Raw genomic sequence first — 12,690 nt, forward strand, 5'->3', positions numbered from 1 at the left:
TACACTTTTTTTCTATTGTATATTTAGTTCTTCTAAATACAAAAATGCTCCCCTTAAAGTAGACAGATTTTAGTTTTTTAATTCGTCTACTTTAAGGGGAGCATATCATTGGTATTGTGTTACATTCACTCTGAGGCTATATTAAAAAATGTATATCGGCAAATTGAGCATTATGCCATCATTTTTTCATTATCTGTTGGCTTTCTATCAGTAAATAATGCACCTATGGATAATATAAAAACTATAGAATAGGAAACTACGAAAGCATTATCAAAAGCCTTGCTTAGTTCCTTATTTTTAATATCTTGACTAAAGTTTATTATATATTTAACTTTGGTTTTTTGTTCGTTTATAGTAGCTAATACTATTGATTTTTTATTGTTTGGGGCCTTAGCTAGCATCATCTTACCTTGATTATCAATATCATTAATAACATCTTCTTTTGAACCTGGTATTGAATTTTTATTTGAATTATTAATTTTACTCAACATTTTTTCTTTAATAATTGGTTCTAGATTTACTTGTGAATTTATTTTAGTTGTAACAGCTTGTTTAATATTATTAGTTGCATTTGTGATATTACTATTTAATATACTCACAAGAACTGCAATGCCTACGCACATCCCAATTTGCCTTGCAGCATTAATAATACCAGATGCCATACCCGTTTTTTCTACAGGTAAGTATTTTATTGATGAAGCAATTGCTTGTATTGAGAACCCAAATCCAATTCCCATAAAAGCAAGTGTTATTCTCATGCTCGTTACTGAAGTGTTTATGTCTATATGCGATAACAACACTGTACCTACTCCAACAATAAATATTCCTAAGAAATTAACAATTCTTGCCCCAATCTTTTTAACCAAAACACTACCTAGAGGAACAGATATTGTCCCAGCTAGTGAGAGAGTCATCAATATGAATCCAGATTTTAGTGGAGAATAGTTAAATATTTGTTCTAAATAAAAGTTTAATAATAAAAGTGGCGAAGCTGTTGCAAAACCTGCTGACATAAAGAGAATACAAGAGGCCGTAAATGTACTTTCCTTGAATAAATTAAGTGGTAACATTGGGTCTTTAGTTTTAACTTCAACAATTAAAAATGCTATAATTGATAAAATACAAATGCAAAAAAGTGATACTATTGGCTTTGACTGCCATCCATAATCGTTTCCTTTAAGCAGTGGGAAAACTAAGCAAAATATACTTATCATAAGTAAAAGAGCACCTAAAATATCCACTTTTTTTGATACAGTAGTATCATAAGATTCGTTTAGAGCTATAACTGCAAAAACTACGGCTATAATAGTCATTGGAACATTAACATAGAAAATATATTTCCAGTTTAAATACTGAAGAATTATTCCACCTATAGGTGGCCCGGCAGCGGCAGCTAAAGCTGTAATACCACCGGAAACTGCTATTACAAAGCCTCTTTTTTCTTTCCCAAAAATTGCAAGTCCTAAAGGTAAAACAACGGGTGTTATAATTGCGGCGCCTATTCCTTGAAAGAATCTCATAATGATCAAAAATATAAATGAGTTCCCTATTCCACAAAGTAGCGATGATAGCCCAAATGTAAATAACCCTATTATTAATATTTTTTTTCTTCCGAATTGGTCTGCAATCTTAGAAGCTATAATTAAGAAAACCGAAAATGATAACAAATACGAAGTTGTAATCCAACTTACATCATTAATACTTTTGCCTAAGTAAATTGCCATATCTGGTAATGCTATATTTACTATAGTACTATCCAAAACACCTAAAAAACAACCGATAATTAATGATGTAAAACCTAAAATAACTTTACTTTTTTTCATAAGACCCTCCTAATGTGAAATTCATTTCATGTTCACATTATAGTTTTTATATCTAAAAATGTCAATAACATGAAAATAATTTCATATTATTGACAAAACATATTATTTATATTAAAATTTAATTGGGTGATATTATGATACGGAAAATAAGAGTACCGATTCAAAAAAGATCAATTGAAAAGCGAAAAAATATAATTGATGCTGCATTAAAATTATTTAATACAAAAGGATATTTTAATACTAGTATGGCTGAAATCGCTAAAGAAGCTGATTTAGCTATTGGCGGTATTTATGCGTACTTTAAGGATAAAAAAGATATATTTTTAGAGTTAGTAAGTTTATATGGAAACACTATTTATAATCATAGCGTTGAGGAACTAAGTAAAATTAAAGATACAAATGATTTAGATTTAATGATAAAAACAACTATAAATATAATACTTCAAAGTCATAAAATTTTCCCTAAATTTCATAAAGAAATTATGATACTATGCTCTATGGATAATGAAATTAAATACCAAGTCCGTGAACAACAGAAACCTTTGCTTAATAAATATCAAGAAGAATTTAAAAATTTTGATTTAAATTTAAAAAACAAAAGTGAAAAGAATTTTTTATTATATTCTTTAATTGAAGATACATGTCATGAAATTATTTATGATGAGAAATCAATTCTAAACAAAAATATTTTAGTGGAAGAGTGTGCCGAAGTAATAAAAAAAATATTACTATAAAGATTAGAGAAACATTAATACATACTTTCTGCTACATACAAAGTATATAAAGAGGGTGAAAAAATGCCTGAGGTTCCCAAAGATGCAGTAATGCTTAACAAAAATGTTACGGAAAATGTTACGGAAGATGTAAAGACATATAAAGCTGGCGAAATGCCTGACATAATGCCTGAAGGAGCAGTAATGCTTAATAAAGAAATAAAATAAATTCAAAAATAGACAAAGCTGCACAGATTATGTGGCTTTGTCTATCTTTGTGGATGTGAGTTCTTGAAGATTCTACTTGACGAAATGGATTAGGTATTAAATATTATCCATCATATCCTATTTATAAACATCTGAAAACTCAATTTTTATTCTTTGCTCAAAATCGTTTATGCTATTATCAATAGACTTAATACTTTCTTCTTTGCTATCATGCTTCGATACCTTAACAGGAAGTTTTATAAAAAACTTAGTACCAACTCCATATTTACTCTCAACTGTTATTGTCCCACCTTGTATTTCTACCAGCGATTTAACAAGCGATAATCCGATACCACTTCCTTCATATTTCCTTGTAAACGATTTATCCGCCTGCCGAAATCTATCGAATATTAGATTTACCTTGTCATCCGGTATACCTATGCCTGTGTCTTCAATCGAAATAGTTATGTATTCTTCACAATCAGATATATTAACAAATATGCTTCCACCAGGAGTTGTAAACTTTATAGCATTGGATAGCATGTTAAGCATTATTCTTTCAATTTTTTCTAGATCACAATCCACTATCTTTTCCTCTATATCAGTATCAAATATGAGACTTAAGCCATTATTATTAAAATGCTCTGCTACAGATAACGTAATTTCCTCCACAATATTAACAATGTTACAATTAACCATATTCAGTTCAAAAAAACCTACATCCAATTTAGTTAAATCAATTAAATTGTTTATTAATTTTAGCAATCTAAAGCAATTATGTTTTTCAATATTTATATTATTAATAATCTTTTCTCTATTAATAGGGTTTTTTTCATCATTAACGCCCATTTCAATGATTTTTATTGTACCTAATATTATATTCAACGGAGTCCTTAGCTCATGAGAAATATTAGCAAAAAATTCAGATCTTAACTTCTCTATTTCAGCAGCCTCATTCTGTAATGCTAATTCATTCTTTTTTCTTTCTGTAATATCCCGCACAGTCGCTATAATTACTTCATCTTCATGAATCTTTGTAGCATGAACATTAACTTCTACCCAAAAATCTTTGTTACTTTTATTTTTAACTATAAACTCTTGTATCAGATGTTCCTTACCGTTTTTCTTATTACTTAATGCATCTATATAAAGCTCAATATTGTCCTGTTTTTTTGAGATAATATCATATACATTCATACTTATTAATTCATTTCGAGAATAACCAAACATAGTGGTAGCAGTTCCATTTACATCCGTTATATTTCCATAAACATCATGAATGAATATTGAATCACTTACGGAATTAAAAATTGCGCTTAGATATTTTTGGCTTTTTTCAAGTTCATTCTGAGAATTTTCATACGTAAGTTGCCTTAAACCACTTTCGGCAAGCGTCATAATAAGCCCTGAATAATACTCAATTATATGATCAACCTTCTTTTTAGAATAAACAGGCACCTTGCTTAACGCATCTAGATACTCTTTTTCATCAAACCCTAATTCTATTGCTTGTGCTGCAAAATATTCTTTATCTATTACTTCATCTTCATAAAAAAATTGGCTAAAAAAAATCGTAGCCAAATGTTCTCCGGAAATAACAATAGGTAATGCAATATCCCTCATATTATTTAGACACTTATAAGAGATATATGCACCATCCATAATATGGTCACTAATATATTGATCACTAATGGAACATTGCATGCCTGTAACTGGATGAACTCTATGAAACTTAGTGCATATATCCTGCCATCCCGTTGCAATAATAATTGCGCCGTCTATATCAACAATTCCAAAATTAATGCCTACAGCAGCATAAATATTTTCAGCCATCTTTTTTAGTGAATCAATATTTATTAGTTCTGAAAATTTAACTTTCTTCATAAATAATTCCTCCTAAGTAACATACCCTCTTATTAAAAACATTCTATCATAGTAACTTTGCTAAATTAGGGGAATATTGTCGTATAGGATATTAAAAATTCTATAGCTAATATTAAAAGCTGTGAAGTAATTACCTCACAGCTTTTTCATTTATTTAATAATTTTTATTTATCAAAATTGGGAAAAGAAAAAATTTCATCTAAATCATTAAATCTACTATTTCCTTGTGCGTAGAATATGATTATAAATCGAATTACTGTTTTTTCTAAATTTATACCAACAGTCTTACTGCTGCTATAAATGTCATGATTATAATAATATATCTGAAGTTTTTTTCATTAATTTTTTTAATCATAAGCATCCCTAAAAGTGCTCCTAATGCAATTGCTGGCACCATACCAATGCTAAGTAAAACTGTCTTAAAGGCAATATTATGCCAGAATAAAATTTGCAATGGTAATTTGGCCAAATTAACAAGTAAGAAAAACCAAGCCGTTGTGCCCATAAAATCGTTTTTTTTGAAGTTCATAGTTAACAAATACACACTGAATATAGGTCCTGCAGCATTACCAATCATGGATGTAAAGCCAGTAGCAATTCCAGCCATTGCATAAAACCATTTATTTGTTGGGACTTTTATATTTTCACCTTTTTTTTCAGTATAAATTAAAGCGACTAAGCAAAGTAAAACTGAAATAGATATAACCGCCTTAAATTGTTTATCATTAATAAAGTTTCCAACTATAACACCTAGTAGTAACCCTATGATTGTCCATGGCAAAAGTTTTTTTATATTTTCCCACTTAGCATGTCTATTATAATAGTACACTGCAAAAACATCCCCTATTACTAATATAGGAAGTATAACACCTGTAGATTCCTTCCCTCCAAATACACTGGCAATAATTGGTATAACAGGCATCAAAAACCCGCTTATTCCGGTCTTTGAAACGCCTACTAAGACAGCCGATATTATTAAACATATCCATTGCATCGTTGATAAATTAAACATATGAATGATTCCCATTATTTTACCCCTCTTCTGAAATAATTACTCAGCATTTTTATTTGCTACCTCTATATGATAGGTTACCTGTTTAATATATGGTTTTTTAGAGATAATCAGCCATGCTATAAGGCTTATAATTCCTATTATTAAATGCATTAGTCCCATTACCACTATTTTATTAGAAAAATTCAAAGAAATTATAAACATACCAATACTACCATAAAAGGTCATTGCGCAACTCATTAATGAGGATGCTGCACCAATATCGCCCTGTAACTGTTCAAGCAAAAGGTTAGTTCTTGCAGGTGCCATAATGTTACCAAAGAGAGACGCAGGAATTAATGATAATGTAAAAAATAAAGGACTTAAATTACCTATCGTACAAATGAATACCCCACTTATACTAAACACAATAAATGAGACAGTTATTATTGAATTACTATGATAATTTTTCGATAATTTAATGTATAGTAAAGGCCCTAGTAGGTAAAACACCGCGTTTAAAGCAAAATAATAACTATATGCCTTTTCACTTAATCCAAAGCCATTTACATAAATATACGAGGAGGATGATATAAATGACATAGAAGCAGCAGATATCAGTGAAAGTATTATAAGAAGTGACATAAAGCTCTTATTTTTTGCAACTACGCCTAACCTTCCTATGGATTTAAATATACTTCCTGTATATCTTTTTTCTAGTGTCTCTTCCATGGCTATGCTTCCAGCTAAGGCTAAAGCTCCTATTATAGATAGCACCACAAATACTCCACGCCAAGAAAGAACACTTAGTATCATTGCTCCTATAACTGGAGAAATTATAGGTGATATCATTCCCATAGACTGAACTAAAGCTATTATGGTTACTCTCCTCCTACCACTATATACATCTTTTACTATAGCTGTTGCCACCGCTGTTGCAGCCCCACAACCAATTGATTGCAGAATACGATAAAAAATAAGTTGGTAAACATTTACAGAAAATATACATAAAATGCTTCCAATAGTATACACAGATAATCCTATAAGTAATATTCTTTTCCTTCCGTATTTATCACTAAGGGGTCCCCAAAATAGGGTTCCTACAGCGTAAAATATAAAGAAAAATATTAATGTAAGATTTACTAGACCTTCCGATGTGTTAAAGCTTTCAACCATCTTAGGAAGCGCTGGGAGATAAATATCTGTAGATAATGGGATAAATGCACTTAAAAAAGCTATAAACATTATGAAGCCCTTATCTCCCAAATATTTTTGTTTCTTTTCCTTTTTGTCACATATCTTTTCTTCGTTTTCCATTCTTTGCCTCCAAAAATAATAGCATATTACATCATTCAAGTTACTACATGTCCTTATAAACCTACACAAAAAAAATACAGGATTTCTCCTGCTCCATTCCTGATAAACTTCAATTAGGATTTTCCTAGATTATCGCCTGTGGTGATAAAGCATTAACTTGACTTGAATTATTTAGGTCATTAATATTAGCACTAGTATTAGTTTGTGTTAATAATTGTGATATTTGATTAATCTCCAAAATACTCCTCCTTTGCTTAACCATAAAGTGCCATATTTTTAATTTTACTCTATATGCCTTTAATTATCTATACTTTTTATAATTAAATTATCCCCTGCAGAGCTGAACAGCTTTGCAGAAGATGAATTGATAACTTATTTTGAAAATTGTCTAACAATGCCCTCTGCCATAACGTCTGCCATCTTTAGGGCTTGATTTTCAATTTCATCGTATACTGCGATGCTTCTTTCATAATTATTGGTAAGTATATCGATTGCTTCTGCTTTAGTCATTGCCAAGTGTTCATATAACATTGTTTTCCAATTTTCTTGAGACCAATAAGGATTGATTCTAGCAAGGAAAACTGCGATTTCATCTGCATTTGCGTACCATCTTTTCTCAGCATCTGCTGCCTCTTTACTATAGCCAGCTTTGGCTGCTTTAACAAGCTGTGCGGCGATGACAAGATGACTTTTAAATAACTCACTAAATTGAGAAGCAATTTCATCCCCATAGAAAGGTTTTAATACTAACTTAAAATCTGTTGGATTTCGAAGAAGTCGCTTAGTAACAAAATCTACATCTGGTAAATCTTTTATTATGCTTGTTATGGTCATCCTCGTCCAGACAATATGTTGTTCCCAAAGTATCCGCATAATATTTCTTAAATCTACTTCTGCTTCACTTATTATCCTAGGCTCAGTAATGTGCCGTTGCGCCACCATCCAAGATGCATCATATGGAAATAAATACATTGTTATCACCACTTTCTAATTTTTATACTATAATATGCTTATGTGAGCAATAAGTACCCATAAAAAAAGGAATATAGAAGGGCATAACAAATTGAGGTTAGTATACGATATACTAACCTCTCTATTTTTTTCAATTCTTTTCATAATCTACATAAAATTATAAATAGTATATTGTCCCAGTGAAGTTTACTTCTGAATCTTCTTCATAGTCAATATACGCACCTTTAAGATCTACTACATTTTCATGTATATCAAATCCTTCTATGCTTATTGTTTCTATTACATTATTTTCATTAACACATGTTGCCAATGTATCATAATAATCTTCTTCATCATTATATATAATTGCAGTACTTAATATTCTAAATGTTGCCTCCCTTATAATTTTTCTATTTTTATTTATAATTTTCCCAAACTTAATTTCTTGTACCCCATCTTTTTTATCATTGTCTTTAAATAAAAAACTCATTCCGATTACTTCCCTTCATTTTTATTATAATGATTCAATATCAATATTATTATAGTCAATTTTCTTATCAAAAGAAACATTCCCTATTCAGCCAACTAACCAAGATTTAAATAATAATCATATAACTATAATATAAGTTTTAATACTTATTAGCGAAAGGAAGTATATAAATGGTGGATATGCATTATAATCTTGTAAAGACAGGATTAAGAACCATTCAAAAAATACCAGATTAGTTTAGAGATGATGTAATTGCTCTATTTTACAGATACCCAAATATTGTTTTTAATGTAAAATCTCCATAGAAAGTCCTTTGCTTCTTCTGCATAATCAATTCCAATTCTCTTAGCTTCTATAATTTCAATTTTTTCTTTTTCCACTGCGTCTTCAATATATAGTTCACTTATGCACAAATCCTGTTTGTTATTTTCTTTATTTATATTCATAGCTATACAGAGCTTAGAGGGTCCTGTGGTTAAATTTTTAATTTGAGCTTTTGTCAATTCATTATAACCTTTTTTAAATCTTAGCTTTGACATTTCGTCTAGACCTTCTATTGGCTGAATAGCTCTAATTAAAACCCCTTCAGCAATTCCTTCTTCTTTTGTTATTACATTAAAGCAATGATACATCCCATAAATAAAATATACGTATGCGATGCCAGGCATACCATATAGAGTCTCAAGTCTTGGTGTATGTTTTCCCCCGTAAGCATGGCAAGCCTTATCTATTGATCCAATATATGCTTCTGTTTCAACTATCTTTCCTCTTAACTTTACTCCATTAACTTCATGTACAAGTGTTTTTCCTAAAAGTTCCTTAGCAACCTGCAAAGCTTCTCTGGCATAAAATTCTCTAATAAGTCTCATTCCAACTTCCTCCTAAAACCTATAATAAATATCTATTTTTAACCATATCTTTATATTATATATAAGTAACCATTTTTAATCAATGACGAACATAACTGTTTTTTGCAAAACAAATAATTTTCACATCAATAATTGGAATAGTACTTTTTCAACTAAATTTTTAATGTATATCTTTAACACAAAACAAGGCATCTGCATATTATGTATAGAAAGTGTGAACATCTTAAATAAGAGAAAGTACAAGCTCTTTAAATAGAAAAAATATTATTAATAAGGAAGGTATCTATATTGAATAAATACAATGATTTTTCTTCTGAAAAATATCAATCTGACGATGAATATGAACCTTATGACTTTTTAATTCCTAAAAAGCACAATTGTGATGACAAACCACACTGTAATGATAAAGATCACTGTGACGATAGACCACACTGTGATGACAAACACGATCGTTGTCATCCTTGCTGTATAAAATGCATAGTTGGACCAACTGGACCAACTGGAGCTACTGGAGCTACTGGACGAACCGGAGCAACCGGACGAACTGGTGCAACCGGTGCAACTGGACGAACTGGTGCAACCGGAGCAACTGGTGCAACTGGAGCTACTGGACGAACTGGTGCAACCGGAGCAACTGGTGCAACCGGAGCAACTGGACGAACTGGTGCAACCGGAGCAACTGGAGCAACCGGAGCAACTGGACGAACTGGAGCAACTGGTGCAACTGGAGCAACTGGACGAACTGGTGCAACTGGAGCAACTGGTGCAACTGGACGAACTGGTGCAACTGGTGCAACCGGAGCAACTGGTGCAACTGGACGAACTGGAGCAACCGGAGCAACCGGAGCTACTGGACGAACTGGAGCTACTGGTGCGACTGGACGAACCGGAGCAACTGGTGCAACTGGACGAACTGGAGCAACAGGGGCTACTGGTGCAACTGGAGCTACTGGACGAACTGGTGCAACCGGTGCTACTGGAGCAACCGGAGCAACTGGTGCAACCGGTGCAACTGGACGAACCGGAGCAACCGGAGCGACTGGTGCAACTGGACGAACTGGTGCAACTGGTGCAACCGGAGCTACCGGTGCAACTGGAGCTACCGGAGCTACTGGACGAACTGGAGCGACTGGTGCGACTGGACGAACCGGAGCAACTGGTGCTACTGGTCCAAGTTTTAATTCGTATGCAAATGGTGTTATAACAACAAATAAAATATCAATTCCAGTTGGCGGCACTATTATTTATGATACTGTAGATATTGTAGGACCTGATTTAAGTTATGATCCAACAACAGGTATATTTACAATTAATACAACGGGTGTTTATGTAATCGACTGGAAGTTTGCTGTTACTCCAGATCCTTTAACCTTTGCTTTACAACTTGATTTAGAAGAATCCCCTAGTGGAGTTGTTATTGGTGGTATATCTATTTTAGTAACAAATCCAACTGTAAATGGCTCTAACAAGGTTTATGCCGCAACAGCAGGACAATCTTTTAGATTTGCTAACAATTCAAATGGTCCTATTAGTATAGTACTTGCAGGTCTAGCTGGGGCTATTGGAACTATATCTGTCTTCAGAATTGTTTAACATCAACAGATTATAACTAATTTTATTACCTTAACTGGCTGCCTATCGACGGCAGCCTTTTTTGATTACTATTACATTATTTTCATTAACGCATATACAGTCAAATGCTAAAAATCCTGTTAACATAATGAGTTAACAGGATTTTCAGTCTAATATTTATTAATTTTTTGTTATTATTAATAACAGGTACTATACATCTATCTGTTCTGTTTTAGTGTCAGTACTAAATATTTCTCTTTTCTTCCAAATAAAGAATCCCATAAGTGCAGGGATTATCAAACCAACAAGTGATACAGGTTTAAATCCATCACTTACAATTGTATATACGATGTTTGCCACTGTAGCAGTAAAATAGATATATATTCCTAATTCCTTTTTCATTAAAATTAAAATAATACCTATAGTTATTATTGTTATTATTACTAAACTAATAATATAAGCAGAAGTTGATACTTGAGGAACATCCATCCCCATTGTTTTATACTGGGCTGCAAGCTTATCTTTCATTAAAAGGGCTATTATAATCGCTATTAACCCAAACCCACTAATAATCAATTGAATAATCGACATTGTTTTTATACCTGCTCCTACTTTTGGTTTTTTAACGTTTTCCATAATTTTACCTCCGACAAATATATTTTTAAAATAATATGGCTTCCACCAAAATTTAATTGTAAATAGCCTCAATTGGATCCATTTTCGATGCATTAATTGCTGGTATAATTCCAAAAATTATTCCAATTATAACAGAGATTGCAGTTGCTCCTATAACGCTTTCTCCGCTCATAACTGGAGGGAATGGCATAAATATACCAATTATTTTACAAAAAATAAATCCGAATAATATACCAAGTAAACCACCAAGCCCTGTCACCATAATCGCTTCTATAAGAAATTGGAGTAATATACTTTTAGGTTTTGCCCCAATAGCCCTACGTATACCAATTTCTCGTTTCCGCTCAGTTACAGAAACATACATTATATTCATTACACCTATTCCCCCAACAAATAAGGAAATACCACTAATCAATGCTATGAAAGCAGTTAAATACCCAATAATTTGTTCAAATATCTTAGTCGCTGCCTGAGGATCCTGAAGCTTATACTCACCTTTTAAATTAGGATGAGCCACTATAAGCTCCTTTTTTATGTTTTCAAAAACCTTATTTTTATCTTCACCAGCTTTAAGATAAACATCTAAGCTTGAAATAGCGGTCTCTGTATTCATATCTTCTTTTGACTCCTTTGAAATTAAACTTGTTTCCCCTGTTAGAGAGAATGCACCCTCTTTTTCTAGAACTCCTACTACCTCGTATATAATTCCATTTACTGTTATTCCACTACCTATTGCCTTTTCTGGAGATTCGAAAAGTTTTTCTGCTGCTTTATAACCCAATATAATTAACTTTTTAGAATTTTCACTTTTTTTGAAAGAACGGCCATACTTAACATTTATTTCTTTATCATCATAATCTTCTAGTCCAATGTATTCTTTTTTATCAAAATACGCAGCCTCGCCTGATGTATATCCGCCCATTCCTTGCATATCCTTTGATTCCTCAACCTTTTCTACTCCAGCCACTGTTTTAAGAGAATATGGGTCGGATTTGCTAAAGGGTTCAATCAAGGTTAAATCCGCATCAACGTTTTCTGGTTCAAAATTAACATTTATTTTATTTGCGCTTGTATCCGCCATAGATTCATTCATTTTTACCTTTAACCCATTACCAACTGACATAATGGATATTACAGAGCTTATACCTATGATTATTCCTATCATTGTGAGAAAAACTCTTAATTTATGTGATTTTAGACTGTATACTGAAGTTTTGATTAAATTTATTATAGACAT

General features: G+C 31.9%; 12 protein-coding genes. 3 read left to right on the forward strand and 9 right to left on the reverse strand.

Translation table 11 applies throughout. The features are described 5' to 3' along the window. Positions 1 to 170: 170 nt before the first annotated feature. A complete protein-coding gene (locus KTC92_RS07555) occupies positions 171 to 1,823 on the reverse strand; it encodes an MFS transporter (RefSeq protein ID WP_220287035.1) in 1,653 nt (550 codons plus the stop codon). A gap of 134 nt (positions 1,824 to 1,957) precedes the next feature. On the opposite strand from KTC92_RS07555, the gene KTC92_RS07560 reads away from it, so the two are divergent. Further along, entirely contained in the window at positions 1,958 to 2,557 is a 600-nt protein-coding gene (locus KTC92_RS07560) for a TetR/AcrR family transcriptional regulator (RefSeq protein ID WP_220287036.1), read from the forward strand. Positions 2,558 to 2,620: 63 nt separating this feature from the next. Beyond that, a complete protein-coding gene (locus KTC92_RS07565) occupies positions 2,621 to 2,764 on the forward strand; it encodes a hypothetical protein (RefSeq protein WP_220287037.1) in 144 nt (47 codons plus the stop codon). A 117-nt stretch (positions 2,765 to 2,881) separates the two neighbouring features. On the opposite strand, the gene KTC92_RS07570 is transcribed toward KTC92_RS07565, so the two are convergent. The 6 genes from KTC92_RS07570 to KTC92_RS07595 form a co-directional block, all read right to left on the reverse strand. Beyond that, positions 2,882 to 4,627 carry a PocR ligand-binding domain-containing protein gene (locus tag KTC92_RS07570; protein ID WP_220287038.1) on the reverse strand — a complete coding sequence of 582 codons (1,746 nt, stop codon included), beginning with the start codon at positions 4,625 to 4,627 and terminating at the stop codon, positions 2,882 to 2,884. 271 nt (positions 4,628 to 4,898) lie between these two features. Beyond that, a complete protein-coding gene (locus KTC92_RS07575; RefSeq protein ID WP_216302854.1) occupies positions 4,899 to 5,654 on the reverse strand; it encodes a sulfite exporter TauE/SafE family protein in 756 nt (251 codons plus the stop codon). A gap of 24 nt (positions 5,655 to 5,678) precedes the next feature. After that, entirely contained in the window at positions 5,679 to 6,935 is a 1,257-nt protein-coding gene (locus KTC92_RS07580; protein WP_220287039.1) for a Bcr/CflA family efflux MFS transporter, read from the reverse strand. A gap of 372 nt (positions 6,936 to 7,307) precedes the next feature. After that, positions 7,308 to 7,907, reverse strand: a complete 600-nt coding sequence (locus KTC92_RS07585; RefSeq protein WP_258280743.1) for an acetylglutamate kinase — start codon at positions 7,905 to 7,907, stop codon at positions 7,308 to 7,310. 157 nt (positions 7,908 to 8,064) lie between these two features. Further along, positions 8,065 to 8,376 carry a hypothetical protein gene (locus tag KTC92_RS07590; protein WP_165413217.1) on the reverse strand — a complete coding sequence of 104 codons (312 nt, stop codon included), beginning with the start codon at positions 8,374 to 8,376 and terminating at the stop codon, positions 8,065 to 8,067. A 257-nt stretch (positions 8,377 to 8,633) separates the two neighbouring features. Further along, the gene (locus tag KTC92_RS07595; protein WP_216302856.1) at positions 8,634 to 9,245 is read right to left on the reverse strand and encodes a DNA-3-methyladenine glycosylase; all 612 of its coding nucleotides are present in this window, start codon (positions 9,243 to 9,245) and stop codon (positions 8,634 to 8,636) included. A gap of 288 nt (positions 9,246 to 9,533) precedes the next feature. Here KTC92_RS07595 and KTC92_RS18675 point away from each other — a divergent pair, with 288 nt between their 5' ends. After that, complete coding sequence (locus tag KTC92_RS18675; protein WP_375294759.1) at positions 9,534 to 10,838, forward strand: hypothetical protein; 1,305 nt, start codon at positions 9,534 to 9,536, stop codon at positions 10,836 to 10,838. Positions 10,839 to 11,027: 189 nt separating this feature from the next. On the opposite strand, the gene KTC92_RS07605 is transcribed toward KTC92_RS18675, so the two are convergent. Together KTC92_RS07605 and KTC92_RS07610 are read right to left on the reverse strand one after the other, a co-directional pair. After that, entirely contained in the window at positions 11,028 to 11,453 is a 426-nt protein-coding gene (locus tag KTC92_RS07605) for a hypothetical protein (protein WP_220287040.1), read from the reverse strand. Positions 11,454 to 11,505: 52 nt separating this feature from the next. Further along, the gene (locus KTC92_RS07610) at positions 11,506 to 12,690 is read right to left on the reverse strand and encodes an ABC transporter permease (protein WP_220287041.1); all 1,185 of its coding nucleotides are present in this window, start codon (positions 12,688 to 12,690) and stop codon (positions 11,506 to 11,508) included.

The sequence above is a fragment of the Clostridium sp. CM027 genome (assembly GCF_024730565.1).
Taxonomy (GTDB): domain Bacteria; phylum Bacillota; class Clostridia; order Clostridiales; family Clostridiaceae; genus Clostridium_AD; species Clostridium_AD estertheticum_B.

Bases quoted from the DNA above. Each gene is read 5' to 3' on its own strand.
- KTC92_RS07575 (WP_216302854.1), bottom strand. From the start codon at position 5,654: ATGGGAATCATTCATATGTTTAATTTATCAACGATGCAATGGATATGT.
- KTC92_RS07590 (WP_165413217.1), bottom strand. From the start codon at position 8,376: ATGAGTTTTTTATTTAAAGACAATGATAAAAAAGATGGGGTACAAGAA.
- KTC92_RS07570 (WP_220287038.1), bottom strand. From the start codon at position 4,627: ATGAAGAAAGTTAAATTTTCAGAACTAATAAATATTGATTCACTAAAA.
- KTC92_RS07560 (WP_220287036.1), top strand. From the start codon at position 1,958: ATGATACGGAAAATAAGAGTACCGATTCAAAAAAGATCAATTGAAAAG.
- KTC92_RS07565 (WP_220287037.1), top strand. From the start codon at position 2,621: ATGCCTGAGGTTCCCAAAGATGCAGTAATGCTTAACAAAAATGTTACG.
- KTC92_RS07595 (WP_216302856.1), bottom strand. From the start codon at position 9,245: ATGAGACTTATTAGAGAATTTTATGCCAGAGAAGCTTTGCAGGTTGCT.
- KTC92_RS07555 (WP_220287035.1), bottom strand. From the start codon at position 1,823: ATGAAAAAAAGTAAAGTTATTTTAGGTTTTACATCATTAATTATCGGT.
- KTC92_RS07580 (WP_220287039.1), bottom strand. From the start codon at position 6,935: ATGGAAAACGAAGAAAAGATATGTGACAAAAAGGAAAAGAAACAAAAA.
- KTC92_RS07585 (WP_258280743.1), bottom strand. From the start codon at position 7,907: ATGTATTTATTTCCATATGATGCATCTTGGATGGTGGCGCAACGGCAC.
- KTC92_RS07605 (WP_220287040.1), bottom strand. From the start codon at position 11,453: ATGGAAAACGTTAAAAAACCAAAAGTAGGAGCAGGTATAAAAACAATG.
- KTC92_RS07610 (WP_220287041.1), bottom strand. From the start codon at position 12,690: ATGTCTATAATAAATTTAATCAAAACTTCAGTATACAGTCTAAAATCA.